Here is a 26,467-nt window from a genome sequence, read left to right on the forward strand (position 1 = left end):
CACCATTCGTCCCACCCCGCGCCCCGGGCCCTAGTCCGTTTGGATTCTCGGCCCGGGGCGTGGATAGTCCGGGGGTGAGCTCTCCCCCCACCGCCCCGTCCCGTACGACCGCGCACCGCCGCCGGCCCGCCTGGGCGGGCCGCAACTACACGCTGCTCACGGGCGCCGCGGTCGTGACGAACCTGGGCAGCCACGGAGCACTCATCGCCTCGGCCTTCGCCGTCCTGGAGGCCGGCGGCTCCGGCGGTGACGTCGGCCTGGTGGCGGCGGCCCGTACGCTCCCGCTCGTCCTGTTCCTGCTCATTGGCGGCGCACTCGCCGACCGGCTGCCGCGCCACCACGTGATGGTCGCGGCCAACGCCCTCAACTGCGTCTCGCAGGCGGCCTTCGCCGTCCTCGTCCTGACCGGGCACCCCCAGCTGTGGCAGATGATGCTGCTCACCGCGCTCTGCGGCACGGGCCAGGCCTTCTTCAACCCGGCCGCCGAGGGCATGCTGCTCTCCAGCGTCTCCGGCGAGCACGCCAACCGCGCCTTCGCCCTCTTCCGGATGGCGATGAACGGCGCCGGCATCGGCGGGGCCGCCCTCGGCGGAGCCATGATCGCCGCTATCGGCCCCGGCTGGGTCCTGGCCGTGGACGCCGCCGCGTTCGCGATCGCCGGAGCCCTGCGCGCCTTCCTCGACGTCAGCCATGTCGCCGGCCGGGCTCCCGGCGGCGGGCTGCTGGCGGACCTGCGGGAGGGCTGGGTGGAGTTCCGGACCCGGCCCTGGCTGTGGAGCATCGTGCTCCAGTTCTCCGTGGTCGTCGCCGTCGTCGGCGCCGCGGAGGCGGTGTACGGGCCTCTGGTCGCCCGGGACCGACTGGGCGGGCCGGCCCCATGGGGCCTGGCACTGGGGTTCTTCGGCATCGGCACCGTCGCCGGGGCCGTCCTGATGATGGTGTGGAAACCGCGCCGGCTGCTGCTGGTCGCCACCCTGTGCGTGTTCCCGCTGGCGCTGCCCTCGGCGGGCCTGGCGATCCCGCTGCCGGTCTGGGGCCTGTGCACGGTGATGTTCGTCAGCGGGACCGCCATCGAGGTGTTCGGCGTGAACTGGATGACGACCATGCACCAGGAGATCCCGGAGGAGAAGTTCTCCCGCGTCTCGGCCTACGACTGGTTCGGCTCGGTATCCATGCTCCCGCTGGCGACCGCCGTGGCCGGCCCGGTCGAGTCGGCCTTCGGCCGCACCTCCGCCCTGTGGGGCTGCGCCGCGCTGGTGGTGCTGGGCACCGCCGCGGTCCTCTTCGTCCCGGACGTACGCCGCATGACCCGCAAGCCCGCTCCCCCGAAGGCCGCCTCGGTCCCGGCCGCCACCGTTCCCGACCCGGCGGACGCGCCCACCGGCGTCACCCCAGGCTGAACGCGCCCTCCGGCGGCTCCGGCGAGGCGACCGCGTCCGCGTCCGCCACCGGCACGGCCCCCTTCATGAACCGGGCCAGGGCCGCCCCGTCCTCGACCCGCGCCGCAAACGCGTCCGCCGCGCACCGCCGGGACAGCGCGGCCACCGGCAGCTGCGCGTCCGAGGCGAGCAGTACGGCGTTCCCGAACCGCCGCCCGCGCAGCACCCCCGGCTCCGCGACGAGCGCGAGCTCCGCGAACACCGCGCCGAAATTGGCGAGCTGGGCCCGCAGGAACTCGAACGGAGCCCCGTCGGCCAGGTTGGCCGCGTACACCCCGCCCGGCCGCAGCACCCGCGCCGCCTGACGCGCGTACTCCACGGAGGTCAGCTGCGCCGGTACGCGCGAGCCGCCGAACACGTCGGCGACGAGTACGTCCGCGCTGTCCGCGGTCGCTCCCTCCAGCCAGGCCCGCGCATCGGCGGCGTGCACCGTGACACCCGACCCGGCCGGCAGCGGCAGGTGCTCGGCGACCAGATCCACCAGTGCGGCGTCGAACTCCACGACCTCCTGCCGGGAGCCCGGCCGGGTCGCCGCCGCGTAGCGGGGCAGCGTCAGCGCGCCGCCGCCGAGGTGCAGCAGGTCCAGCGCGGCCCCGGGCTCCGCGACGCAGTCCAGGACGTGCGCGAGCCGGCGTACGTACTCGAACTCCAGGTACCCGGGATCGTCGAGGTCCACGTACGACTGCGGTGCGCCGTCGACGGTCAGCAGCCAGGCCCGCTCCCGGTCCACGTCCGGCATCAGTTTGGCGGTGCCCTGGCCCACGTCCCGGATGACCGGGATCTGTTCGTCGCTCACCGCACCATTGTCCGGCAGGCGGCCGGCGGCGGGTCAGCCCGCCCAGACGGCTGCCGCCTCGGCGGCGTGTTCCGCGGCCTGCGCGAGCCCCGCCCGCGCCGCCGGGTCCCGCCGCGCCGGATCCAGGACGTTGCGCCCGAAGGCCTTGCGGGCCTGCGCGGACGGGGTGATCAGCAGAACCCTCGCCCCCGCCTCGCGCAGCCGCGCCGCCTGGGCGGCGGGCGAGGGGACCAGCCCGGATCCGAGCGCCATCGGCGCGATGATCACCACCCGCGCACAGCCCGAGGCCAGGTCCGCATTGGTCGCCGATCGGATCCCGCCGTCGATGAACCGGCGCCCGCCGACCGTGGCCGGCGGCCACACCCCGGGCACCGCGCAGCTCGCCGAGACCGCGTCGACCAGCCCGGCCCCGCTCTCGCGGTCGAAGGCGGCGAGCTCGCCCGTGAGCGCGTCGACGGCGGTGACGACGAGCCTGCGCTCGGGCCACGCGTGCGAGACGAGCCGGGCCGCCAGCACCTCGCGCCGCTCCGCCTCCTCGCCGGTGTCGGCGGCGAGCGCGAGGGCGCCGACCCGCCTGCGGTAGCTCTCCGGATCCCGCGAGCGCACCATCGCGACGGCGTACCGGGCGATGAGCCCCGTACCGAGCCGCGCGGCGACCTCGCCGGCGGGGTCGCCGAGCTGGCGCTCGTACAGCTCCCGCGGGGTGAGCAGCCCGGAGGTGAGCTGGGCGCCCACCACCGAGCCGGCCGAGGTGCCGACGACGAGGTCGGCGGCGGTCAGGTCCACGCCCGCCTGCGCGAGCCCGTACAGGATCCCCGTCTCCCAGCCGATGCCGGTGAGTCCCCCGCCGCCCAGCACCAGTGCCGTATCGCCGCTCATCCCCGCCCGCCCCTCTCCGTACGCCCGTGGTGACGGCAGTCTGGCGCAGCCGGGCCGCCGCCACCAGGGCGGGGTCGCCGCCGCGGGCGGCGCCTCAGTCGAGCACGGCCGTGACCGTCCCCGCGCCGACGGTCCGCCCGCCCTCGCGGATCGCGAAGCCGAGCCCCGACTCCAGCGGTACGTCCCGTCCGAGCTCGACGGTCATCGCGACCGTCTCCCCGGGCCGGGCCACCGCGGCCGCGCCCAGGTCCACGTCCCCCACCACGTCCGCGGTGCGGATGTAGAACTGCGGCCGGTACCCGGACGCCACCGGGGTGCTCCGCCCGCCCTCCCGCGCGGAGAGCACGTACACCTGCGCGGTGAAGCGGCGCCTCGGTACGACGCTCCCGGGCGCGGCGACCACCTGCCCGCGGCGTACGCCGTCGCGCGGGACCCCGCGCAGCAGCAGCGCGACGTTGTCCCCGGCCTCGGCGGACTCCATCGGCTTCCCGAAGGTCTCCAGGCCCGTGACCACGGTCTCCACGGCCTCGCCGTCGCCGCCGAGGATGCTCACGCGGTCGCCCATGCGGACGCTGCCGCGCTCGACGGCGCCGGTCACGACCGTCCCGCGCCCGGTGATGGTCAGCACGTTCTCCACCGGCAGCAGGAACGGCGCGTCCGTGTACCGCACCGGCATCGGCACGTACGTGTCCACCGCGTCGAGCAGTGCCTCGATCGCCCCGGTCCAGCGCGGGTCGCCCTCCAGCGCGCCGAGTCCGGAGACCCGTACGACCGGAGCGGCGTCCCCGCCGTAACCGTTGGCGGTGAGCAGCTCGCGGACCTCCAGCTCGACCAGGTCGGTGAGCTCGGGGTCCCCGGCGTCGGCCTTGTTGAGCGCGACGACGATGTGGTTGACGCCGACTTGCCGGGCGAGGAGCACGTGCTCGGCGGTTTGCGGCATGACCCCGTCGAGCGCGGAGACGACGAGGATCGCCCCGTCGAGCTGGGCGGCGCCGGTGACCATGTTCTTGACGTAGTCGGCGTGCCCGGGCATGTCCACGTGGGCGTAGTGCCGGGTCTCGGTCTCGTACTCGACGTGCGTGAGGTTGATGGTGATGCCGCGCCGGGCCTCCTCGGGGGCCCGGTCGATGCGGTCGAACGGCACGAAGGAGGCGCCGCCGCGCTCGGCGAGGACCTTGGTGATGGCGGCGGTGAGGGTGGTCTTGCCGTGGTCGACGTGACCCATGGTGCCGATGTTCAGGTGCGGCTTGGTGCGCACGAAGGCCGTCTTGGCCATGATGTCTTCCCGAATGCTTCCGAAGCTGAAAACGGGACCCCTGGAGCGAACCGACCCTCCCCCTGTGGGGTCCGCCGGACGATCCGGGAAGGGTCAGCTTCGTGCGCCGTCGAATGCGGCGAAGACAGTTGCCTCGAGGGCTTCGAACGCCTCGAAGAGGAAAGCGGCAGCCTTCGGCGCGTCCGCGACTGCGGACGGCGCTGCGGGAAAGGCGTACCGGGACATGCCCTGGATCCTGCCGGACCGGCCCCGCCGCGTCGAATGAATTACCGCGCGGTCAGAGGTTCTTGAGCGCTTCGCGTGCGGACAGGGGGGAAAGCGAGTCCCGTTCCGCCTCGACGAAGGCGCGGACCGCCTCCGGATCCGTCTTCGCGTACTCGCGCAGCGCCCAGCCGATGGCCTTGCGGATGAAGAAGTCCGGGTGGCCGCACTGGCGGCGGCAGTACGCGAAGAGGCGTCCGGTGTCCGTCGCGGACTTGTGGCGCAGCTGGTGGAGGAGGGCGGTGCGGGCGAGCCAGAGGTCCTCGTCCCCGATCCACTCGTCCATCACGGCCGTGAGCTCCGGGTCGGCGGCCACGAGCGGGCCGGCCGCGTGCGCCGCGAGGAGGTCGACCGTGTCCCACCACGGAACGGTGACGATCAGCCGGCGCACCACCGGCAGGAAGCCGGAGGAACAGACCCGGACGTGGCGGCGCAGGTAGTCCACGGCGAAGTAGTGGTACTCGCGCTCCGGGAGCTCCCAGCACCGCAGCACGAGCGCCGCGACGTCCGCCTCGGCCGGCTTCGCGCTCTGCCCGGTCACGGTCTTCGACAGTTCGCGCCGCAGCGGGGTGCGGATGCCGAGGAAGGGCGCGGCGTCCTTCATGTACGCGGCCATGGACCGGGCCTGCTGCGGGTCGGCGGCCTCTCCGTACGTCGTCGTCAGGCGGTCCATGAGGGTGTCCGCGAGGGCGCTGCGCGGGACCTTCGGGGGTCGCTGGTCGTTCGGCCGCATGAGGCCCAGATTACGGCGCGACGCCGCATTGGTCGGTTAGTCTCCCCTGATGTCCCTCCTCCTCGCGCCGTGGACCCGGCTGTCGCTCCTCGTCGTGCTGCTGCTGGCGGCCGGCGTGTGCGTCGTGCTGTACGAGCCCCAGCGCATCCTGTCGGAGGGCTGGCCCCCGGGACTCCCGGTCGGTGCGGCGGTCCTGCTGTTCGCGGCCGCGTACGGGGTGGGCACGGCGGCCCTGGTGCCGCGGCCGCTGCTCAACCTCGCGGCGGGAGCCGTCTTCGGGATCCCCTTCGGCCTGGCCGCGGCGGTCGGCGGATCGGTCATCGGCGCCGGGATCTCCTTCGGGCTGGGCCGGATGATGGGCCGCGACGCCGTACGGCCGCTGCTGCGCGGCCGCTGGCTCCGGGCGGCCGACGACCAGCTGGCCCGGCACGGCTTCCGCTCGATGCTGGCGGTCCGGATCTTCCCGGGCCTGCCCTTCGCGGTCGCCAACTACTGCGCGGCGGTGTCCCGTTGCGGCTGGCTGCCGTTCCTCCTCGCGACGGCGATCGGCGTCGTACCGAACACCGCCGCCTACGTGGTCGCGGGCGCGAGCGCCTCCTCCCCGGACTCCCCCGCCTTCCTCGCCTCCTTCGGCTTCATCGCCGTCTCCGCGGTGGCGGCCGCGGTCGTCGGATGGCGCGGGCGGCACCGGCTGGCGCCCGTACCGGCGTGCGAAACGCACGATCCGGTGCCCGTGCACCCCCCTGTGGTCAGCGCCGCTCCCCATGGGCCCTAGCATCGGAACCGAACTGTCCGACGATCACAAGGACGAGCACACCCCGACATGAGCTGGTTCGAATCCCTAATCCTCGGTCTCGTCCAGGGGCTTACGGAGTTCCTCCCGATCTCCTCCAGCGCCCATCTCCGGCTGACCGCGGCATTCGCCGGCTGGCAGGACCCGGGCGCGGCCTTCACCGCGATCACGCAGATCGGCACCGAGGCCGCCGTGCTGATCTACTTCCGCAAGGACATCGCGCGGATCATCTCCACCTGGTTTCGCTCGCTGTTCAACGCGTCGCTGCGCTCGGAGCAGGACGCCAAGATGGGCTGGCTGGTGATCGTCGGATCGATCCCGATCGGTGTCCTCGGCGTCGCGTTCAAGGACCAGATCACGGGCCCGGCCCGTGACCTCCGCCTGACCGCCACCACCCTGATCGTGATGGGCGTCGTACTCGGCATCGCGGACCGGCTGGCCGCCCGCGACGAGGAGGGTGGCCGGCACCGCGCCATCCGTGAGCGCAAGACGCTCAAGGAACTGGGCGTCAAGGACGGCCTGATCTTCGGTCTCTGCCAGGCGATGGCCCTGATCCCGGGTGTCTCCCGCTCCGGCGCGACAATCTCCGGCGGTCTGCTGCTGGGCTTCACGCGTGAGGCGGCCGCCCGCTACTCGTTCCTGCTCGCCATTCCGGCCGTACTGGCCTCGGGCGCGTTCGAGATCAAGGACGTCGTCGAGAGCCCGGGGCACATCACCTGGGGGCCGACGATCTTCGCCACGGTCATCGCGTTCTTCGTGGGCTACGTCGTCATCGCGTGGTTCATGAAGTTCATCTCCAGCAAGAGCTTCATGCCCTTCGTGATCTACCGGATCGCCCTGGGCATCGTACTGTTCGTGCTGATCGGCATGGGCGTGCTCAGCCCGTTCGCCGGCGAGTCGGCCGGCTGACGCCGCCATCGCTCACCGCTTCGCGTGAACCGGAGGCCGCTCGGGAACGTTCCCGGGCGGCCTCCGCGTCGTTGTGCCTGAAGAGACCTGAAGAGACCGGAAGGCAAACAGCAGGGGGTGTCCCGTGGGTCGAGTGGTGCTGGAGCGGTTTCCGGCCGGAAGTCCGAGGGGAAGCTGGCCCGCCGAGGAGTACGCGGCGGAGCGGATGCGCGAGGGCGTGCCGGCCGAGGTGGTGATGGACCTGGCCACCGACGCGTTCCTCGTCGTGGTCCGGCAGCGGGAGGCGCATTCCGGTCATTGATCCACCGCGCGCGGATCCGGACCGCGCACGCCCCTTGGCGTCGCCGCCCCGCGCCCCCACACTGACCCGATGACGCAGCGTGTGGACCTCGCCACGGTCATGGACCGGATGGCGATCGACGAGGTGGTCACGGGGTACGCGGTGGCCGTGGACGACGGCGACTGGGCGGCGTACCGCGCGCTGTTCACTCCCACCGGGCGGGCCGACTACGGCTCGGCGGGCGGGATCGAGGGCCCGGCCGCCGAAGTCGCGGACTGGCTCGCGGAGACCATGAAGCTCTTCCCGGTACGCCAGCACCTCATCGTCAACCGGCTGATCCGGCTGGAGGACCGGGGCGGCTGGCCCGGCGACCGGGCCGAGGTGCGGGCGGACTTCCTCAATCCGATGCGGCTCGCCGGGCCGGAGTTCGACGGGACGGTGACCGCGCCGAACTTCGTGGCCGCCGGCCGCTACACGTTCGCCCTCGCCCGCACGTCCGACGGCGGCTGGCTGCTCACCCGCGTCACCGTCGACGAGAAATGGCGGCACATGACCGCATAGGCACCGATCCTGCTCGGGCGGCCGTCCGGACGGCCCTGTTCCACACTGGAAGCGGAGGCACGCCATGGTCGCGAAGCGGACCCGGTACCGGCGTGCGGCGGCCGCGGTCGCCGCCGGGGCGCTGCCGTGCCTCGCCTTCCCCGCCCCCGCGCTCTGGTGGTTCGCGTACGTCGCCCTCGTGCCCTGGATGCTGCTGCTGAGGTCGGCGCCGACCGGGCGGCGCGCGGCCCTGGAGGGCTGGCTCGGCGGCGCCGCCTTCATCGTCGCCGTCCACCACTGGCTGCTGCCCAGCCTGCACGTGTTCCTGCTGCCGGTGGCGGCCCTGGTGGGGCTGCTCTGGATCCCCTGGGCCCTGCTGGTGCGCGAGTTCCTCGGCGGGACCCCGGAGCCGGGCCGGGCGGCGGCCGCGCTGCTCCTCGTACCGGCGGGCTGGCTGCTGTCCGAGCTGGCCCGGTCCTGGCAGGGGCTGGGCGGGCCGTGGGGGCTGCTGGGGGCCAGCCAGTGGCAGGTGCCGCCCGCGCTGCGGCTCGCGTCGGTGGGCGGGGTGTGGCTGGTGAGTCTGCTCGTGGTGGCGGTGAACTGCGCGCTGGTGCTGCTGATATCCGTACCGGGGGCCCGGGTTCCGGCGGTGGCCGGGGTGACGGGGTGCGTGGTGCTGACGGGGGCGGTGTGGCTGTGGGTGCCGCGGCCCGAGGTGTCGGGCACACTCCGCGTGGCCGTCGTACAGCCGGGCCTGGTGGCGGACGGCCCGGACAGCGCGGAGCAGCGGTTCGACGCCGGGGAGCGGCTGACGCGGACGCTGGCCGGGCAGCGGGTGGACCTGGTGGTCTGGGGCGAGAGCAGTGTCGGGGCGGACCTGGCCGCGCGCCCGGACCTGGCCCGGCGGCTGGCCGCGCTGTCCTCCGGTGTCGGGGCTCCGCTCCTGGTCAACGTCGACGCCCGGCGGCCGGCCGGCCCGGTGGCGGGGCCGGTTGCGGGACCGGTCGCCGCAGCCGCCACGCCGTCCGGGGGCGGCATCTACAAGAGCTCCGTCCTCGTCGGCCCCGGCGGACCGACCGGCGACCGGTACGACAAGATGCGCCTGGTCCCCTTCGGCGAGTACATACCGGCCCGGTCGCTGCTCGGCTGGGCCACCTCGGTCGGCAGGGCCGCCGGCGAGGACCGCCGGCGCGGCGCGGAGCCGGTCCTGATGAACCTGCCGGGGCGGCCCGGTGTCCGGATCGGACCGCTGGTCTGCTTCGAGTCCGCCTTCCCCGACATGAGCCGCCGCCTCACCGGCGACGGGGCGGCCCTGCTGATCGCCCAGTCGGCCACCTCCAGCTTCCAGCACAGCTGGGCCCCGGCACAGCACGCCTCGCTCGCGGCCCTGCGCGCCGCCGAGGACGGCCGCCCGATGGTGCACGCCACCCTCACCGGGATCAGCGTGGTGCACGGCCCGTCCGGCGAGCGGATCGGCCCGGCGCTGCCCACCTCCGCGCGCGCCGCGCAGGTGTACGAGGTCCCGCTCTCCCGCGGCTCGACGTTCTACGTCCGCTTCGGGGACTGGCCCGGGGGCGCCTGCCTCGCGCTGCTGGCGGCGTACTGCGCGGTCGAGGGAGTCAGGTCGCTCGGGCTCAGGAAGCCTGCTCCAGAGCCGACGACACCACCCGCTCGCACAGCTCGTGGGTGAGCAGCGCGTCGCGGGCGCTGAGCGTCCTGCCCGCCGCGACGGACTCCAGGAAGGCGTCCACGACCTGCTCGATGCCGCGCTGGCGGGCGACCGGGACCCAGTCCCCGCGGCGTCGCACCGTCGGCTGGCCGCGGTGGTCGATGATCTCGGCGAGGTTGACGACCTGCCGCTTGGTGTCCTGCCCCGACACTTCGAGGATCTCCTCGGTGGAACCGGACAGCCGGTTCATGATCCCGAGTGCGGTGAAGCCGGGGCCCGACATCTGGAGGACGACCTGGTGCATCAGCCCGTCCCGGACCTGGGCCCGGACGTCGATGTGGTCGGCATCCCCGGGGAGCAGGAAGCGCAGGGTGTCGACGACGTGGATGAAGTCGTCGAGGACCAGGGTCCGCGGGTCCTCGGGCAGCCCGACCCGGTTCTTCTGCATGACGATCAGGTCCCGCGGGTGTTCGGCGCACTGCGCGTAGCCGGGCGCGTGGCGGCGGTTGAAGCCGACGGCGAGCGAGACCCCGCGCTCCTCGGCGAGTTCCACGAGCCGCCGCGAGTCGTCGAGCTCGTAGGCGAGCGGCTTGTCCACGTACGTCGGCACGCCCGCTTCGAGCAGCCGCGCCACGATCTCGGGGTGAACGGCCGTCGGGGCGTGCACGAATGCCGCGTCGAGGCCCTCGGCCAGCAGTCCGTCGAGCGTGGTGTGGCGGCGGCCGGCCGGGACGTGGTGGATCTCCCCGATCCGCTCCAGCGTGGCCGGGGTCCGGGTCTGCAGGTGCAGTTCCACGCCCGGGCGGGCGGTGAGGACGGGCAGGTACGCCTTCTGGGCGATGTCGCCGAGTCCGATGACGCCGACCTTCACCGGGAACCTCCAGGTTGGTCCTTCTGGGACTTCCGCAGCTTAATCCCTGGTGGCGGGGCTCGCGTTCGCCGAGGATGGCGGCATGACCACGACCACCGGATCCCACCGCACCGAGCCCTCCACCACCGCGAACGAGCGGGAGATGCTGGACGGCTGGCTCGACTACCACCGCGCCACCCTCGTCTGGAAGTGCGAGGGCCTCGGGGCCGAGCAGCTGGGCCGCGCCCCGCTCCCCCCGTCCGAGCTGAGCCTGCTGGGCCTCGTACGGCACATGGCGGAGGTGGAGCGGTACTGGTTCCGGGAGATCATGCTGGGCGAGGACCTGCCCGAGCTGTACTGCACGCAGGAGGACCCTGACGGGGACTTCCACTTCGGCCCCGGGGACACCTGGACCGAGGCCGAGCAGACCTGGCAGACCGAGATCGAGCTGGCGCGGCAGGCCGCGGCGGGCCGTCCGCTGGACCTGGTGTCGGATCCCGAGAGCCACCACCGCGGCGAGACGTTCAGCCTGCGCTGGGTCTACACGCACATGATCGAGGAGTACGCGCGCCACAACGGGCACGCGGACCTGCTGCGCGAGCAGATCGACGGCGCCACGGGCGACTGACCCGGGTCCCACACCGGCCGGCCGCCGGCCGCTGGGCGCAGGTGGGGGGCGGGTGGGGGCGGGTGGGGGCGGGTGTCCGGCGGATGTCCGTCACCCGTGCGGGGTCATTTTCGGCTCCGGGTTTTCGCAACGGGGTCCTCGCACAGCAGAGTTGCGCGAGTGCATCCAACGCGAACCACGACAAAGCTGCTGCTCGGAGTCGCCTGTGCCGTCTCGGCCGTCTCCGGCTGCGTGAATGTGACACCCGCCCCGATGCAGCCGGCGGCCGCCCCCGGCTCCGCCGCTCCACCGCCCCGGCACGATCCGCGCGGCGGACCGGGAGCCGTGCCGGTGGAGGTCCAGGCGCCCGTCCTGGAGGCCCTGAAGGCGGTACCGGGGCAGTCCGCGCAGCCGGCGGCCCCCCGTGGAGGCGCGCCGTCCGCGCCGCTCGGAGCAGCTGCTGCGGCGGCGGGCGGGTCGGGCGCGTCGGGCGCGGCCACCGAGGAGGCCTCACAGGCCGTCCCGCCGGTGCCGGACATCCCGGAGCCGCGCCGGGCCGCCCGGCGCCCCTCGGGGGGCAAGGGCGGCCGTACGGACCGGCCGGGGCCGGACGCGGAGGTTCCGCGCGAGTTGATGAAGGAGCTGCCGGTCCGGCCCGCGGACGTGTGCGCGCTGGGCCGCCGGCACGGGCGCTGGCACCCGGACAGCCCGGAGGCCCGCATCTGCGCGGGCGTCCACGAGGGCTGAGCCGCCCAGTCTCCGATCCGCTGAGCCGCTGAACCGCCGATCCGCCGGGCCGCTACGGGTGCTGCTCCGGGAACGGCCGGGGCCCCCGGCCCGGTTCCGCGGCCAGGCGCCGCTCCAGCCGGGCGATGGCCGCCCGTACGCCGTTCCCGTACCCGTCGTCGGACAGGGCGCCGGTGGCGGCCCGGGCCCGGGCCAGGTGCAGCCGCGCCGCCTCGGGCCGCTGGAGTTTCACGTAGTCGGCGGCCAGGTTGAGGTGCAGCGACGGGTAGAACACGCGCACGGCCGGATGGGGCTCGTGCTGCGCGGGCAGCCCGTCCCGCAGCCCCGGCCCCAGACCGTCGGCGGCGGTCAGGGCCCGCAGGTCCCAGGCCAGTTCGTCGGCGGGATCGTCCTGGGCGTCGGCCATGTAGTGCGCGAGCGTGCAGCGGTGGAGGGAGTCGCCGTCCTCGCCGATCTCGGTCCAGATCTCGCCGAGGCGGTTGCGGGCCTCCTCGCGGTCACCGGCGTGCAGCAGGATGACGGCCTGGCCGATCCTGGTCATGACGGCGTCCTCCGACGCCTCCTGCTGCTCCGTCACGGCGGCCTCCGGCTCGCTCTGCCGGACCTGCTCCGGTCCGGTCGTCACGACGCTAACCGGAGGCACCGGTTATGGCACCGAGGCGCGGTGGGGCGTCAGCCCAGGTCCGGGATCGTCCAGTCGATCGGCTCATGGCCCTGGGCCGCGACGGCCTCGTTGATCTGCGTGAAGGGCCGGGAACCGAAGAACTTCTTGGCCGACAGCGGGGAGGGGTGGGCCCCCTTGACGACCGCGTGCCGCTCCTCGTCGATGAGCGGGAGCTTCTTCTGCGCGTAGGCGCCCCACAGGACGAAGACGGCCGGGTCGGGGCGGTCGGCCACGGCCCGGATCACCGCGTCGGTGAACTTCTCCCAGCCCTTGCCCTTGTGCGAGTTGGGCTCGGCCTCACGGACGGTGAGGACCGCGTTGAGCAGCAGGACGCCCTGCTCGGCCCACGGCATCAGGTACCCGTTGTCCGGGATGGGGGTGCCCAGCTCCGCGTGCATCTCCTTGTAGATGTTGCGCAGGGAGGGCGGGGTCTTGACCCCGGGCCGCACGGAGAAGCACAGGCCGTGGCCCTGGCCGGCCCCGTGGTACGGGTCCTGGCCGAGGACCAGGACCTTCACGCGGTCGAAGGCAGTGGCTTCCAGGGCGGCGAAGACCTGCTCGTGGGGCGGGTAGACCGGCCCGTTCGCCCGCTCCTTCTCGACGAACTCGGTGAGCTCGCTGAAATAGGGCTTCTCCAGCTCGTCGCCGAGGACGGGGAGCCAGGACTCGGGCAGCATCTGGGTCACGTCTACAACCTCCGGTACAAGTTTCGCGCGCGCTGCGCGGTGCAACAGCTCCAGAACCTACCGGGGGCCACTGACAACGCCGCATCCGCGGGCGCCCGGAGGCACCCGCGGATGCGGTGTGGACTGCGGCCGGCGCCGCGGCTACCAGCTGGTCTTGCGGTACAGCTCCCACATCTGCATGGCGGTCTGCGGGTCGAGCGCCCGCTCGGCGCCGGCGATGTCCTCGCGGGCGGCGACGTACAGCTTGCCCTGCCACAGCGGCAGCAGCCGGACGTCCTCGGCGAAGATCTGCTGGGCCTGCTCGAACTCGTGGACGCCGGCCGAGCGGTCGCTCTCGCGGCGGGACTTGGGCAGCAGGTCGGTGAGGATCTCGTTGGGCTCGTACGGGGTGCCGACCGCGTTCTCCTTGCCGATGAACGGCGCGATGAAGTTGTCCGGGTCCGGGAAGTCGGGGAACCAGCCTCGGCCGAAGACCGGGTACTCGCCGTTCTTGTAGCCGACCTGGAACACCTTCCAGGGCTGGCCGCGCAGCGTGACCCTGAAGAGGCCGCTCTCGTCCAGCTGGCGCTTGAGCTCGGTGAACTCGTCGGCGGTGGAGGCGCCGTAGCGGTCGGTGGTGTACCAGAAGGTCAGGTCCACGGGCGTGGGGACCCCGGCGTCCTTGAGGATCTTCTGGGCCTTCTTGACGTCCGCCTGGCCGTACTTGTCGTAGAAGGGCGTCTTGTGGCCCACGACACCCTTGGGGACCATCGAGTACAGCGGTTCGGCGGTGCCCTGGTAGACCTTGGAGACGATCGCGCCGCGGTCGACGATCTGGGCGATGGCCTGGCGCACCGGCAACTTGGCGACCTGCGGGTCCTTGGGGTTGAAGACCAGGTAGCGGATCTCGGCGCCGACGTTCTCGACGACCTGGACGCCCGCGTTGTGCGAGGCGGGGGTCTGCAGGTCCTTGATCTCGGGGGCCGACAGACCGCGGTAGGTGGCGTCGATCTCCTTGGCCTTGAGCGCGGCGACCATCTTGGTGGAGTCCGCGAAGTAGCGGATCGTCACGCCGTCGTTACGCCGGTTCGCGAAGCCGCTGTAGGACGCGTTCTTGCCGAGGACCGCCTCGCTGCCCTCCTTGTACGAGTCGAGCACGAACGGGCCGGAGCCGGTGATCTTGCCGTCCTCGCGCACCTTGTCGGCCGGGTAGTCCTTGGGCGCGACCAGTGAGGCGGCCGGCGAGCCGAGGACGAAGGGGAAGGTGGCGTCCGGGGTCTTCAGGTGGAAGACGACCGTCAGCGCGTCCGGGGTCTCGATCTTGTCCAGGCTGCCGAAGAGGTCCTTCGGACCGGTCTGGGAGTTGATCGTCCGGATCCGGTCGAGCGAGTGCTTGACCGCCTTGGCGTCGAGCGGCTCCCCGTCGGAGAACTTCAGGCCCTTCTTCAGGGTGCAGCGGTACGACTCGTTCCCGGAATCCGTGAACTCGCAGGTCTGGGCGGCGTCGGGCTGGGGCTTGGTGGAGCCCGTCGGGAATGCCAGCAGGGTCTGGTAGACGTTCCGGTACAGCTCCCAGGAGCCGTCCCAGGCCGCGGCGGGATCGAGGGTGCTCGGCGCGCTCGTCGTGCCGACGACGATTCTCTTCGCGGTGTCGCTGCTGTCGTCCGAAAGCAGACCGCATCCGGCGAGCAGGGATATGGACGCAAGGGCTGCAGTGATCTGCAGGCATCTGGTCCGGATGAACACGTGCACGCTCCTCGATCAGCCAGGGGTGCGGCAGACCCTACCGCAGTGCCTCACAAATCCAATGGGCAGGTTTCATGTGACACTTGACCGATTTCGTGCATGTTAGGTACGCATTTGCCTCCCTCTGGGAGGCAAATGCGTCCGATTATCGATCAGTGCACCCCGGCATTGAGGAACATTCCTCCGTCAACGATCAGAGTTTGGCCAGTGATCCATTCCGCTTGTGCAGATGTAAGAAAAGCCGCGGCCCCGCCGATGTCCTGCGGCAGTCCCAGCCGGCCGAGCGGATAGGCAGCAGCGGCCTCCTGCTCCCGGCCCTCGTAGAGCGCCTGGGCGAACTTCGTCTTGACCACCGCGGGGGCGATCGCGTTGACCCGGACCCCGGGCGCCATCTCGTGGGCGAGCTGGAGGGTGAGGTTGACCATGGCGGCCTTGCTCATCCCGTACGCGCCGATGAAGGGCGAGGCGGAGACGCCGGCGATGGACGCGATGTTCACGATCGCGCCTCCGTTGTCCTTCTGCCAGGCGTGCCAGGTCCGCTGGGCGAACCCGAGCGCCGAGATCACGTTGGTCTCGAAGACCTTGCGCGCGACGCCGAGGTCCAGGTCCGCCATCGGACCGAAGACCGGGTTGGTGCCCGCGTTGTTGATCAGGAAGTCGACGCGCCCGAAGGCCTCCATCGTCCGCTCGACCGCGACGGCCTGGTGGTCCTCGTCGTGCGCCTTGCCGGCCACGCCCATCACCCGGTCCGCGCCGAGCGCCTCGACGGCCGCCTTGAGGGCGTCCTCGTTGCGCCCGGTGATGCACACCCGGTCGCCGCGGGCGACGAGCGCCTCGGCGATGCCGTAGCCGATGCCCCGGCTGCCTCCGGTGATCAGCGCGACCTTGCCGCTGTCCGCTGCCCGCTCCGTGCTGTTGTCCGCCATGACCTGCGCCTGCCTCTCGTCAGTTGAGCGGGCCGCCGGCCACGTACATGACCTGGCCGGAGACGAAGCCGGCGGCCTCGCCCGTGAAGAACGCGATCGCATTGGCGATGTCGTCCGGGCGGCCGACGCGCTGGACGGGGATCTGGGTGGCCGCGGCGGCCTGGAAGTCCTCGAAGCCCATGCCCACGCGCGCGGCCGTCTGGGCGGTCATCTCCGTGACGATGAAGCCGGGCGCGACCGCGTTGGCGGTGACGCCGAACTTGCCGAGCTCGATGGCCAGCGTCTTGGTGAAGCCCTGCAGACCGGCCTTGGCGGCGGAGTAGTTGACCTGGCCGCGGTTGCCCAGCGCCGAGCTGCTGGAGAGGTTGACGATGCGGCCGAACTTGGCCTCCACCATGTACTTCTGACAGGCCTTCGACATCAGGAACGCACCGCGCAGGTGGACGTTCATGACGGTGTCCCAGTCGTTCTCGCTCATCTTGAAGAGCAGGTTGTCGCGCAGCACGCCCGCGTTGTTGACCAGGATGGTCGGCGCGCCCAGGACGCTCGCGACGCGCTCGACGGCCGCCTCCACCTGCGCCGCGTCGCTGACGTCGCAGCCGACCGCCAGGGCCTTGCCGCCTGCCGCCGTGATCGCCTCGACGGTGTCCTTGCAGGCCGCCTCGTCGAGATCGAGTACGGCGACGGCCCGGCCCTCGGCGGCCAGGCGCACGGCGGTGGCCGCGCCGATGCCCCGGGCCGCCCCGGTCACGATCGCGACGCGCTGCTCGGTGGTGGACATGGTGGATCTCCTCGCCCTCGGAATCCTCATCAGCGGCTCCCCATTGGTGAGCAACCGCTTAGTAGCCTCAGCTGAGGAGACGCTAGGAGCCCTGGCACCCGGTGTCAACGGCCGCCGCCGCCAAGGCTCCCCAGGTCGTGGCGGCCGCCGTACGGATCACCCCGCGGACGGCCGTACGATCAGCGGACCAGCAGGTCGAGCAGCCGTTCCACCTCGGCCTCCGGGTCGGCCGTCAGGCCGGTGTGCACCGGCCCGGGCTGCACCACCGTGCTGCGCGGGGCGATCAGCCAGCGGAACCGGCGGCCCGCGTCGTCGCCGGCCGCCTGTCCGGCCCGCTCACCGCCGCTGCACACGCCCTCCACGGCACGCAGCGCCGCCCGTACGCCCGCCACGTCGGCCTTCGGGTCCAGGGCGAGGAGCTTGGCCTCGTCCAGGTGGGTGCGCGCGGCCACGTACGAGCGGGCCCGGCAGTAGACGATCACGCCGGCGTTGAAGCACTCGCCGCGCTCCATCCGGGGCACCACGCGCACCAGCGCGTACTCGAACACGTCCCGCTTGGTCACTCGCTGTCGCTCTTGTTCTTCCGGGGGCGGGGGTCGAGGCGGTCGGCGAGCCAGCCGGGGGGACCCGACCCGGGCTTCACCTCGGCCTCCATCGAGATCCTCTCGTGGATCGTGGCCGCGCGCGGCAGCAGCACGTCCACGTAGGCGCGGCGCAGCGCGCCGGTGGAGTCGAAGCCGGGCTCGTCGACCAGCCACTCGTCGGGCACGTCGGCGACGACCTCTTCGAGGAGTTCGCGCGTCACCAGGGGCGCGAGCGCGGCCGCGGCGGCCGTGACGTCCGGGCCGAAGGGGGCCAGGACATGGTCGGAGGCGTTGTACGGCTTGGCCGCGGCGCTTTCGGCGGTGGGCCAGTTGTGGTGCCAGATCATGGTGGCGCCGTGGTCGATGAGCCACAGGTCCCCGTGCCAGACCAGCATGTTCGGGTTGCGCCAGGAACGGTCGACGTTGTTGATCAGCGCGTCGAACCAGACCACGCGCCCCGCCTCGGCCGGGTCCACCTGGTACGCGAGCGGGTCGAAGCCGATCGACCCGGGCAGGTAGTCCATCCCGAGGTTGAGCCCGCCGCTGGCCTTCAGCAGCTCCTGGACCTCCTGGTCGGGCTCGCCGAGCCCGATCACGGGGTCGAGCTGCATCTGCACCAGCCGCGGGACCCGCAGGCCGAGGCGCTGGGCCAGGCGCCCGCAGACGACTTCGGCGACCAGGGTCTTGCGCCCCTGACCGGCTCCGGTAAATTTCATGACGTAGGTCCCGAGGTCGTCGGCCTCGACGATCCCGGGGAGCGAGCCGCCCTCACGCAAGGGCGTCACATAGCGGGTCGCGGTCACTTCTGTGAGCATTTCCCCAGGTTATCTGGCGATCGCACTTTACGATCCAAGGCCCGGGTCAAGTCTCTACCCATCCCGCGAAGACCGCCCATCAGCCCTGGGGAGAATCTGGGGAGTTCTGGCCAACAGCCCGATCCCCCGCTCCCCCAGCAGCCCGTCGATGGCCCGGCGTCCCTTGCCGCCGGCCTCAGGCGTGAAGTGAGCATAGTGGTTGAGCGTGATCATCGGGGACGAGTGCCCCAGCCACCGCGCCAACGTCACCACTGACTCGCCTGCCTCCAGAACGACCGAGGTGTAGGTGTGCCTCAGGACATGGAATCCGTCCCCGTGCACCGCCTCCCACTGCCAGGGCTTCGCTCCTTTGGCTTGCGCGGGGATCACCCCAACCCGAGCCAGCTCAGGCTTCCACACGTACGTGTTGAAGGTGTTCACCGCGATGGCATTTCCGAACCTCGTGGTGAGCAGCAAAGAGAACTTCTTCGGCGGCTTCCCCGGCTCGCCCGATGGCAGCCCCACCTCCACAGCAGCGTGCTGTCGCCGCGCGACAGCGGTCACGGTCGTCGGTCCAGGACTTGGGCAGGTCGAGCTCCCGGTCCACCAGAGCGCGGCCGGCTGTGGTGGCGTAGGCGGCGAAGACACCGGCCCGGCAGTTCTCGGTGCGGCCTGGGGCTCGTAGCTGAATAACTGTCAGAGTTGATCTGTGCAGGTGTCCTCGCGTGACGGTAGGCGGGCTTGTAGTTGGGCGAGGGTCCGGGCTGAGGTTCCTGGTAGCGGAGTGACCACAACGCGGTGCAGGTCCAGGAGGCCGTGACCGTCTTGGAACTGGGTTGGACAGGTTGGTGCGGGTGACGTTCAGGAGCTGCGCCAGAAGTGTGCTGGTAGCGGCTCTGCGGCGGCGTAACAGGGCTGTCAGCAGGCGGTGGTAGTGGTCGAGGCTGCTGACCTACGGGTGGAGGTAGCTCCGCGGGCGGTGTAAGCGTCGCTGGAATGCCGCGTCGGCCAAGGAATCCCAGTACGGTTCCGAGACAGCGACCGGACGGTCGAAGGCGGAGCGTGACATGCCGGCCAGGGTCGGGTTGCTCGAACTGGTCAAGCAGTTCGCGGTGACGTTGGAGGAGCGTGATCGTTGGGCCGGGCATGCATCCGTGGGTGGGGTTGTCCGATCATGTGCGACTGGGTGTGGTGACCCGTTGGGTGACGCCGGAGCTTGTCGGTGAAGTGCCGGAGAAATGTGGGATCCGCGACAATAAGTCCGGCGACGCGCTGCCGGCCGGGTCTTCGTTCACGCGGGCACGCAGGCGTCTGGGGCCGCGGGTCTTGGAGAACTGCGCCGCCGGATGCGCGATTACGTACGCGGACTGCTCGCCCCGGTGGCCCGCAAGAACAGCTGGCAACTGGCCGAGCAGGCCGGCCATGCAACTCCCGACGGTCTCCAGCACCGCCCGCTACACTCCAGCCGCCCAACGAAACCCGCAGGTCAGACAGCGAAATCCTGCCGGCGTACTAGGGCCGCGGCCTGGTGGGGATCGTCACGCCAGAGGCGCTGAGCAGCGTGCCGTCGGACGCGTGCTGGGTCGCCAACAGCTGGCTGCGCCTCGCGAGGCCGGCGCGCGAGAGGTCCCGTCGGTCGACCTTGAAGGCGGAATAGCCCTGCAGGTGCGGGTACCTTGCGAGCTGTTCAGGGGTGAGTCCGCCGGGTTCGGGCCCGAGCCGGATCCAGTAGCCGGGCTTGTTCAGGGCCCCGTGCTCCACTCGCAGCCGACCGGAGGGGTCGTAGACCAGCTGGGCGGAGGCGCCTGAGGGCAGTTGCCCGGTCTTCCAGGCGACGGTCTCCTGGTCGATCCAGTGCACCGCTGTGGCGTCGATGCCCGGGGAAGGAGAGGCGCCGGAGGCAGGCGTGGCCGCCGGCGGGGCCTGCGAGGTGGCCACACCTGTGGTGAAGCTTCCGGTGGTGGACCGCAAGCGGCCCTCGGGGTCTTTGACCACGGCCTTGTAGCAGACTCTGGTGCCTCGCGGGACGCCGCCGACGTCATGGGTGATCTTGTAGCTGCCGTTGTCGGCGGCTCCGAGCTTCTGCCAGGTCCCGTTGCCGACCCGGGCGGCGAAGAAGACCTGATCGAACCCCCCGCCGGCCACGTCCGCGGCGATGGTGACCGTGCCGGTCGAGCCGTCCGCCGGCGTCCGCATGGTGAGCCGGGGGGAAGCGGCCGCCCCCGCGACCCTGTCAGCCGCCTTGTAGACCACGGACGAGAGCGGCGGGACGGTGAGGGTGAGCTTCCGGTCGGCCGCGCTGGTCTTCCGGGACCCCGCCGCCGGGTACAGCTGCCCGAACTCCATGCCGGCCGAGAAGGTGTCGAGCGAGACGCTCTTCGCCTCGGGCGAGTTGTTGACGGCGACGACGTATTCGATCCGCTGTCCGGCGTCGATCCGGGAGAACGCGTAGACACCCGGACCGTCGGCCGCGTACCGCTCGATCTGGGCTCCGTCGGCGAGCGCCGGATGGTTCCGGCGCAGCTCGGCCAGTCCGGCGATGTGCCGGTAGAGCGGGGCGGTCGGATCGTACCGGTCCGCGGAGCCCGGGCTGCCGCCGATCACCTCGTCCGTGTTGAACGAATCCGTCTTGGAGGCGAACAGGTCCTGCCGGGCATCGACGTCCCCGCCCGCTCCCGTGAATCCCTGTTCGTCACCGTAGTAGACCGTCGGCTGGCCCCGAGTCAGGAACAGCAGGTCGTGGCCCAGCCGGTCCTTGCTCAGCAGGTCGGCCGGACCGGCTCCTGGGTTGTCGGTCCGCAGGAATCCGCCGAAGCGTCCCATGTCGTGGTTGCCGAGAAAGGTCGGCAGCCCGTAGGCGTTCGTACGGGCGGTGGTGTAGCGGTAGTCCTGTGCGTACAGATCGGCAAGGGCGCGGGCCGAGCCGCCCTGGGACACGTACGAGCGAGCCGCGCTCTGGAACGGGAAGTCCAGGGTGGCCTGCAGCTTCCCGTCGGTGACGTAGGGAGAGGTGACCGCGGGATCGGCGGAGGAGACCTCGCCGAACATGAAGAAGTCCGCGTTTCCCCGGCGCGTCGCGTGGCTCTTCACGGCAGGCGCCCACTGCCGCCAGAAGGCCATGTCGACGTGCTTCGCGGTGTCGATCCGGTAGCCGTCGAGCCCCGTTCTGGTGATCCAGTCCTGATAGACCTCCTCGAATCCCTTCACCACCCTCGGGTTCTGTGTCGCGAGGTCGTCGAGGCCGAAGAAGTCTCCTTCCACGGAAGACTCGCCCTCGAAGGTCGAGTTCCCGCGGTTGTGGTAGAGCGTCGGGTCGTTCAGCCAGGACGGAGACTTGACGGTGGCGTCTGAGGGGGTACGGAAGACCGGCGTGTACGGGAATGAGTCCACGGTCAGGTCGGGCCAGGAGTAGCCGCCCCGGGCCACGTTCTGATTCGCGATCGCGGTGAGGTCGACGGGCCTGCCCTCCTTGTCCAGGGTGGGGAAGGCCCCCGACGATCGGTAGCCGTCGGCGCGTTCCGCGTAGTCGATGACGTCCGCCGTGTGGTTGGTGATGATGTCGAGGAAGACCTTGATACCCCTGGAGTGCGCCTTGGCTATCAGCTCCTTGAGCTGGGCTTCGGTGCCGAAGTGCGGGTCCACTTGGGTAAAGTCGGTGACCCAGTAGCCGTGGTAGCCGGCCGACGCCCAGGGCTCCGCACCCTGCACCGGCTTGTTCTTGAAGACGGGCGCCAGCCAGATCGCCGTGGTGCCCAGTCGCTGGATGTAGTCCAGCCTGTCGATCACTCCGGGCAGATCGCCACCGTGGTAGTAGTACTTGCTCGTGGGGTCGAGCCCGTTGTCGGTCCGCCCGCCGGGGAGGCCCCCCGTGTCGTTGGCCCTGTCGCCGTTGGCGAAGCGGTCGGGGAGTACGAAGTAGAGCTGCTCCCGGGAGAGATCGTGACGCGTAGCACCGGAAGCGAGTTCCCGGTCCGAAGGCGGTGACGAGCAGGCGGGCAGCGCTGCCGCGGCGGGCGCCGCGGACAGCAGGGAGGCGACAAGTCCGGCCGCGAGCAGCACGTTGCTCACGCGGGACCTTCTCGAAGCGGCGGGCGAGACGGACAACAGGGTCACGCGAGGGCTCCCTAACGGTCGGATCAAGAGCTCGGAATCAGGCGGTGCGGGGGGGTGCGGTGCTGCGGGGGCGCGTCTGCGTCGGCTTCTCCTCGCCCACGTCGTCCCTGGTGCTCGGCTCACGCAGGTTCCTCACGGCCTGCGTGGAGGAGCGCGGAGGAGCCGGTGAGCGGGACGCCCGTGCCGCCGTAACGGGCGGCGAGGATCTCTGCGGCGATGGACACGGCGGTCTCCGCCGGGGTCCGTGCGCCGAGGTGCAGGCCCACCGGGGAGCGGAGCCGGGCCAGCGCCGGCTCCTCGACGCCGGCTTCGCGCAGCCGTGCCATGCGCTCCTCGTGGGTACGTCGGGAACCCATGGCCCCCACATACGCCACGGGCAGCCGAAGGGCGGCCTCCAGGAGCGGGAGGTCGAACTTCGGGTCGTGCGTCAGGACGCACACTGCTGTCCGTTCGTCCACCCCGGTGGTCGCCAGATAGACATGGGGCCAGGCCACCACCACCTCGTCCGCCTCCGGGAAGCGCTCCGGGGTCGCGAACACCGGGCGTGCGTCGCACAGCGTGGTCCGGTACCCCAGTTGCGCCCCGATCCGTATCAGGGCGCCCGCGACGTCCGTCGCCCCGAACACGATGAGACGCGGCGCGCTGGTGGACGTCTCGACGAAGAGGGTGATCGTGGTGCCCTCCACCTCACGCCGGATCAGGCCGGTCCGGTCGGCCGCCAGCCACCCGGCGGCCTCACCCGCCACGGCCCGGTCCCACGCGGCGCGTCCACCGAGCGATCCGCGGTACGTCCCGTCGGCCGACACGGCGAGGATGGCGCCACTCGGTACGTCAGGGCCGGCCACCACGCGGACCAGCGCGACGGGAAGGTCCCTCGCCACGGCGTCCAGTGCGGCGTCTAGGACCGGTGTGGCCCGCGGGCCCACCGGCGTGACCAGGATGTCGATGACACCGCCGCAGGTGAGCCCCGCGGCCAAGGCCTCGTCGTCGCTGTAGCCGAAGCTCTCGACGACTCGCTGCCCGTCCGTGATCGCCTGCCGGCACAGCTCGTAGACGGCACCCTCCACGCAGCCGCCGGAGACCGAGCCGATCACCGCGCCCTCGCGGTCGACTGCCATGGCCGCGCCCGGCAGCCGGGGTGCGCTGCCCTTCGTCGCGATGACCGTGGCCACGGCCAGCTCCCGTCCCTCCGCCCGCCATCGGCGCAGTTCGCGAGCGAGGTCCAGCATGTTGCCCACCTTTCCGGGATCGGGGTGACGGATGGCGTGGGAACCGGTGGTGCACGGCGGCCAGGGGCCCTGCTCACTCGGCCGCCGAGGACACCAGCCGTCCTCGCCGCGCCGCTGTCTCTCGGTAGAGCTGGGCGAACCCGTCCGCGGTGTTCCCCCACGACCAGTCCTGGCGCATCACCCGCTGCCGCGCCGCGGCCAGTTCGCCGGGCTGCCCGGCGCGCCAGCGCATGGCGTCGAGGACCGTGCCCCGCACGCTCTCGGGCGTCAGTTCAGGGATGAACATCCCGCTCCCGCGGCTGGGATCGGTCCGCAGGTCGGTCACGGTGTCGGAGAGCCCACCGACAGGGCTGACCAGGGGCAGGGTCCCGTAGCGGTAGGAGATGAGCTGGTTGAGACCGCAGGGTTCGGTTCGCGAGGGCATGACCGTGAAGTCGGAGCCCGCGTAGATCAGCCATGCCCAGTCCTGGTCGAACTCGGGCAGGTACGCGACCGAGCCGGCCGACTCCTCCACCACCCTCCGCAGCAGCGGCCGGAGTTCGACGGCGGCCGGACCTGCCAGAGCCAGCTGCACCTCGCCCTCGCGCAGCAGCGGAGCGAGGCCCTCCAGGAGCAGGTCGGTGCCCTTCTCCGGTACGAGCCGTGAGCACACACCGAGGACCGGAACGTCTCCGTCCACACGGAGTCCCGTACGGCGCTGGAGAGCGGCCTTGTTGCGGCGCTTGCCGTCCTCGGCGGAGTGCGGCTCGAACGGGACGGTGAGCCGGCCGGCCGCGGCCGAGTCCCACACGTCGGCGTCGACGCCGAACACGATGCCGCGGGTGCGTGCACTCGCCAGGGCGGCACCCACCGGGGTGCCGGCGAAAGCCGTGGCCATCTCGCGGGCGTAGCCCGGGCTGCAGGTGGCGACGGTGTCGGCGTGCAGCAGACCGAGCAGAAGCATGCTCGGATCGTCGCCACCGGCCGCCGCCAGGATCCGGACCGAATCGTCGGACAGGGCGAGCCGGTCCAGCGAGTGTTCCTTCAGTCTGCCCTGGTACATGCCGTTGTGGACGGTCAGCAACGTGGGCAGCTCCGGATCCCGGGCCCGCAAGCCGGCCAGGGCGGCACCCGACTGCCAGTCGTTGGCGTGGACGAGATCGTACGTCCGTCCGTCGCGCTCGACCCACTCGGCAACGCAGTGACCGAAGAACGCGGCGCGTTCGGCTTCGTCGGCGAAGGGGTGGTAGTCGTCGTCGCAGTAGATTGCGCCTCGGTCGTACCAGGCGTCGCAGCGCACGAGATGGATGGTGCACGGGGCGTCGTGGTCGCGCAGCCGCAGGATCGTGGCTGAGGCGCGCCGGCCGGCGATCTCGATCTCCGGGATCCGGCACACTTCCTCGGTCCGCAGACCGTGGCGCTCCACGAGCCAGGGGTAATAGGGCAGGACGAGGTCGTGCTCGATGCCGTGCCAGCGTTGGAGCGCCGCCGGCAGGGCACTGCTGGCGAGTCCCAGTCCGCCCTCGGCGAAGAGCGGAGCGTACTCCTGTGTGATGAAGAGACACTTCAAGGGAACCGCCTCATTGTTCTGTTCGGTTGGGTATCCAGCGCGTGCTCACCACGACGGCCACGAGGACGGGGACCGCGGCTGCGAGGATCGCCGCGCCGTAGCCGGCCCCGGACGACACGTCGCCGGATCTCGGGCCGACCCCGGCGATGCCGGTGAGCACTGCGAGGCCGAACGCGCTGCCGACCTTCTGGGAGGTGGTGAGTACGGCCGAGGCTGAACCGGCATCACGCTCGTCCGGACCACTCGTGCCGCAGGCGGTGAAGGTGACGAAGACGAGGCCACCGCCGAAGCCGACCAGGCACTCGGGTCCGAGCACCTCGAACCAGTAGGACTGGCCGGAGATCCGGCCGAGCCAGACGAGCCCCACGGCGAAGAGCAGGAGGCCGGTGATGATCACGGCCCGCGGGCTGTGGACGTTGAGGAGCCGGCCGGCCAGGGCGGAGGCCGCGGTGATGGACAGGACTATGGGCAGAATCGCCAGACCGGCCGCGGACGGTGAGTAGTCGAGTACTTGCTGTATGTAGAGACTGAGGAAGAAGATGACCGGGCCGATGGCCATGTTGACGAGGGCCGCGACCGCGTTGGCCCCGCGAACGGCACGGTGCCGCAGCACCCTCAGAGGGAAAAGTGGGTCGAGGCTGCGGCGCTGGCGTACGACGAACCAGCAGAGCAGGCCGAGCGAGAGCCCCCCGAGGCCCAGGGTTCGTGCGGAGAGCAGTCCGGTGGGGCCGGCCTCCACCAGGGCGTACACGAGAAGCGTCATACCGGCGCAGCCGGTGAGTGCGCTGCCCAGGTCGATGCGGAGCCGCGCGGGCCGCGGGCCGTCCGCGGGCAGCAGCCGCCGGGCCCAGGCCGCAGCTGCGGCCGCGACCGGCACGTTGACGAGGAACGTCGACTGCCATCCGAGTGTTTCGGTGAGGACACCGCCGAGGAAGTAGCCCACCGAGCCGCCGGTCGCAGCGACGGCACCGAGCGTCCCGAGCGCCTTGCCGCGCCGGGCCCGCTCCTCGGCCGTACCGCTGGGAAAGACCTGCACGAGCAGCGAGAGTGCGGTCGGCGAGATGACGGCGGCGGCCAGGCCCTGGACCGCGCGGGCCGTGATGATCAGCTCCGGCTCGGAGGCGAGGCCGCCGAGCAGCGAGGCGAGTGCGAACAGCGTGAGGCCGCCCGTGAAGACGCGGCGGCTGCCCAGGGTGTCTCCCAGTCGCCCGCCGAGCAGGAGGAAACCACCGAACGTGAGGATGTAGGCGTTGGCCACCCAAGACAGGTCCGAAAGGCCGAAACCAAGCCCTTCCTTGAGGGCGGGCAGCGCCACTTCGACGATCGCGGAGTCCAGGTTGAGCATGAAGTGGCTGCTCACCAATAGGGCCAGCACGGCGCTGCGGTTCACGGTGCTGCCGGGCGGCGACGCGGCCCCCGTGGGGACGCTCGGTTTGTCTGTCAGCGACACATGAGTCCTCTTGGAGTAGGGCGCAGCAGAGCCACGGCGGGCAGGTCGGGGTCACGTGGAACACCGGGAAGGGCAGGGCAGGTACCCGGTGCGAGCAGCTCCCGGCGGAGGTGGCGCACCATGGGGAGGACCGCTGGGCTCGGCCTCGGCGCATCATTTCAACGGCCTCCGCCTGTTCCCGGCAAGT

Annotated in this window: 25 protein-coding genes and 2 pseudogenes; 9 read left to right on the forward strand and 18 right to left on the reverse strand. The window is 71.6% G+C overall.

Going from position 1 to position 26,467, the window contains the following annotated elements; all coding sequences use genetic code 11:
* Positions 1 to 74 precede the first annotated feature (74 nt).
* Positions 75 to 1,400, forward strand: coding sequence for an MFS transporter (locus OG509_RS07130; RefSeq protein WP_406181027.1), 1,326 nt, complete (start codon positions 75 to 77; stop codon positions 1,398 to 1,400).
* Here the strand turns inward: OG509_RS07130 and OG509_RS07135 are convergent.
* The 4 genes from OG509_RS07135 to OG509_RS07150 all read right to left on the reverse strand — a co-directional run bounded on the left by OG509_RS07135 (position 1,387) and on the right by OG509_RS07150 (position 5,384).
* Positions 1,387 to 2,178: a spermidine synthase gene (locus tag OG509_RS07135; RefSeq protein WP_406187497.1), complete on the reverse strand. Its 792-nt coding sequence runs from the start codon at positions 2,176 to 2,178 to the stop codon at positions 1,387 to 1,389. The genes OG509_RS07130 and OG509_RS07135 overlap by 14 nt on opposite strands.
* Positions 2,179 to 2,268: 90 nt before the next feature.
* On the reverse strand, positions 2,269 to 3,114 hold the full coding sequence (locus tag OG509_RS07140) for a patatin-like phospholipase family protein (RefSeq protein WP_406181029.1): 846 nt from the start codon (positions 3,112 to 3,114) through the stop codon (positions 2,269 to 2,271).
* Positions 3,115 to 3,208: 94 nt separating this feature from the next.
* A complete protein-coding gene (gene tuf, locus OG509_RS07145) occupies positions 3,209 to 4,390 on the reverse strand; it encodes an elongation factor Tu (protein ID WP_406181030.1) in 1,182 nt (393 codons plus the stop codon).
* 277 nt (positions 4,391 to 4,667) lie between these two features.
* Positions 4,668 to 5,384 carry a DNA alkylation repair protein gene (locus OG509_RS07150; protein WP_406181032.1) on the reverse strand — a complete coding sequence of 239 codons (717 nt, stop codon included), beginning with the start codon at positions 5,382 to 5,384 and terminating at the stop codon, positions 4,668 to 4,670.
* Positions 5,385 to 5,433: 49 nt separating this feature from the next.
* Here OG509_RS07150 and OG509_RS07155 point away from each other — a divergent pair, with 49 nt between their 5' ends.
* The 5 genes from OG509_RS07155 (at position 5,434) to lnt (ending at position 9,596) form a co-directional block, all read left to right on the forward strand.
* Entirely contained in the window at positions 5,434 to 6,159 is a 726-nt protein-coding gene (locus tag OG509_RS07155) for a TVP38/TMEM64 family protein (protein ID WP_385591623.1), read from the forward strand.
* Positions 6,160 to 6,207: 48 nt separating this feature from the next.
* On the forward strand, positions 6,208 to 7,086 hold the full coding sequence (locus OG509_RS07160) for an undecaprenyl-diphosphate phosphatase (RefSeq protein WP_406181034.1): 879 nt from the start codon (positions 6,208 to 6,210) through the stop codon (positions 7,084 to 7,086).
* Between the two features lie 124 nt (positions 7,087 to 7,210).
* On the forward strand, positions 7,211 to 7,387 hold the full coding sequence (locus OG509_RS07165; RefSeq protein ID WP_099893904.1) for a hypothetical protein: 177 nt from the start codon (positions 7,211 to 7,213) through the stop codon (positions 7,385 to 7,387).
* A 69-nt stretch (positions 7,388 to 7,456) separates the two neighbouring features.
* Complete coding sequence (locus OG509_RS07170) at positions 7,457 to 7,927, forward strand: nuclear transport factor 2 family protein (protein ID WP_406181036.1); 471 nt, start codon at positions 7,457 to 7,459, stop codon at positions 7,925 to 7,927.
* Positions 7,928 to 7,991: 64 nt separating this feature from the next.
* Entirely contained in the window at positions 7,992 to 9,596 is a 1,605-nt protein-coding gene (lnt, locus tag OG509_RS07175; protein ID WP_406181038.1) for an apolipoprotein N-acyltransferase, read from the forward strand.
* On the opposite strand, the gene OG509_RS07180 is transcribed toward lnt, so the two are convergent.
* The gene (locus OG509_RS07180; protein WP_406181040.1) at positions 9,541 to 10,446 is read right to left on the reverse strand and encodes a Gfo/Idh/MocA family protein; all 906 of its coding nucleotides are present in this window, start codon (positions 10,444 to 10,446) and stop codon (positions 9,541 to 9,543) included. The two genes, lnt and OG509_RS07180, sit on opposite strands and share 56 nt — an antisense overlap.
* An 82-nt stretch (positions 10,447 to 10,528) precedes the next feature.
* On the opposite strand from OG509_RS07180, the gene OG509_RS07185 reads away from it, so the two are divergent.
* Together OG509_RS07185 and OG509_RS07190 are read left to right on the forward strand one after the other, a co-directional pair.
* Positions 10,529 to 11,053, forward strand: coding sequence for a DinB family protein (locus OG509_RS07185; RefSeq protein WP_406181042.1), 525 nt, complete (start codon positions 10,529 to 10,531; stop codon positions 11,051 to 11,053).
* 159 nt (positions 11,054 to 11,212) lie between these two features.
* Positions 11,213 to 11,779 carry a hypothetical protein gene (locus OG509_RS07190; protein WP_406181044.1) on the forward strand — a complete coding sequence of 189 codons (567 nt, stop codon included), beginning with the start codon at positions 11,213 to 11,215 and terminating at the stop codon, positions 11,777 to 11,779.
* Between the two features lie 52 nt (positions 11,780 to 11,831).
* On the opposite strand, the gene OG509_RS07195 is transcribed toward OG509_RS07190, so the two are convergent.
* The 9 genes and pseudogenes from OG509_RS07195 to OG509_RS07235 all read right to left on the reverse strand — a co-directional run.
* Positions 11,832 to 12,356, reverse strand: coding sequence for a hypothetical protein (locus tag OG509_RS07195; RefSeq protein ID WP_406187498.1), 525 nt, complete (start codon positions 12,354 to 12,356; stop codon positions 11,832 to 11,834).
* 95 nt (positions 12,357 to 12,451) lie between these two features.
* On the reverse strand, positions 12,452 to 13,120 hold the full coding sequence (locus OG509_RS07200; RefSeq protein ID WP_406187499.1) for a uracil-DNA glycosylase: 669 nt from the start codon (positions 13,118 to 13,120) through the stop codon (positions 12,452 to 12,454).
* 150 nt (positions 13,121 to 13,270) lie between these two features.
* Positions 13,271 to 14,854 carry an ABC transporter substrate-binding protein gene (locus OG509_RS07205; RefSeq protein ID WP_406181046.1) on the reverse strand — a complete coding sequence of 528 codons (1,584 nt, stop codon included), beginning with the start codon at positions 14,852 to 14,854 and terminating at the stop codon, positions 13,271 to 13,273.
* A gap of 152 nt (positions 14,855 to 15,006) precedes the next feature.
* A complete protein-coding gene (locus tag OG509_RS07210) occupies positions 15,007 to 15,780 on the reverse strand; it encodes an SDR family oxidoreductase (protein WP_406181048.1) in 774 nt (257 codons plus the stop codon).
* 19 nt (positions 15,781 to 15,799) lie between these two features.
* Positions 15,800 to 16,561, reverse strand: a complete 762-nt coding sequence (gene fabG, locus OG509_RS07215; protein WP_053688861.1) for a 3-oxoacyl-ACP reductase FabG — start codon at positions 16,559 to 16,561, stop codon at positions 15,800 to 15,802.
* 179 nt (positions 16,562 to 16,740) lie between these two features.
* A complete protein-coding gene (locus OG509_RS07220; RefSeq protein WP_030158369.1) occupies positions 16,741 to 17,124 on the reverse strand; it encodes a DUF3037 domain-containing protein in 384 nt (127 codons plus the stop codon).
* A complete protein-coding gene (locus OG509_RS07225) occupies positions 17,121 to 17,960 on the reverse strand; it encodes a HipA family kinase (RefSeq protein ID WP_406181051.1) in 840 nt (279 codons plus the stop codon). Before OG509_RS07225 ends, OG509_RS07220 begins: the two co-directional genes overlap by 4 nt.
* A 54-nt stretch (positions 17,961 to 18,014) precedes the next feature.
* On the reverse strand, positions 18,015 to 18,503 hold the full coding sequence (locus OG509_RS07230; RefSeq protein WP_406181053.1) for an integrase: 489 nt from the start codon (positions 18,501 to 18,503) through the stop codon (positions 18,015 to 18,017).
* Positions 18,484 to 18,612 (reverse strand): annotated as a pseudogene (locus OG509_RS07235) (IS701 family transposase); the annotation flags it as partial. The gene OG509_RS07230 and the pseudogene OG509_RS07235, both read right to left, overlap by 20 nt.
* Before the next feature lie 658 nt (positions 18,613 to 19,270).
* On the opposite strand from OG509_RS07235, the pseudogene OG509_RS07240 reads away from it, so the two are divergent.
* Positions 19,271 to 19,384 (forward strand): annotated as a pseudogene (locus tag OG509_RS07240) (IS701 family transposase); the annotation flags it as partial.
* Positions 19,385 to 19,451: 67 nt separating this feature from the next.
* On the opposite strand, the gene OG509_RS07245 reads toward OG509_RS07240, so the two are convergent.
* The 4 genes from OG509_RS07245 to OG509_RS07260 form a co-directional block, all read right to left on the reverse strand.
* Positions 19,452 to 22,007 carry an alpha-amylase family glycosyl hydrolase gene (locus tag OG509_RS07245; RefSeq protein WP_406181055.1) on the reverse strand — a complete coding sequence of 852 codons (2,556 nt, stop codon included), beginning with the start codon at positions 22,005 to 22,007 and terminating at the stop codon, positions 19,452 to 19,454.
* Between the two features lie 164 nt (positions 22,008 to 22,171).
* Positions 22,172 to 23,281 carry an XdhC family protein gene (locus OG509_RS07250; RefSeq protein ID WP_406181057.1) on the reverse strand — a complete coding sequence of 370 codons (1,110 nt, stop codon included), beginning with the start codon at positions 23,279 to 23,281 and terminating at the stop codon, positions 22,172 to 22,174.
* A 73-nt stretch (positions 23,282 to 23,354) separates the two neighbouring features.
* Entirely contained in the window at positions 23,355 to 24,830 is a 1,476-nt protein-coding gene (locus tag OG509_RS07255; RefSeq protein WP_406181058.1) for a glycogen synthase, read from the reverse strand.
* A gap of 10 nt (positions 24,831 to 24,840) precedes the next feature.
* Positions 24,841 to 26,280 (reverse strand): MFS transporter, encoded by a 1,440-nt coding sequence (locus OG509_RS07260; protein ID WP_406181059.1) that lies wholly within the window; start codon positions 26,278 to 26,280, stop codon positions 24,841 to 24,843.
* Positions 26,281 to 26,467: the final 187 nt, after the last annotated feature.

Origin of the sequence: Streptomyces sp. NBC_01006 (genome assembly GCF_045162725.1) — a bacterium.
Classification (GTDB): Bacteria; Actinomycetota; Actinomycetes; order Streptomycetales; family Streptomycetaceae; genus Streptomyces.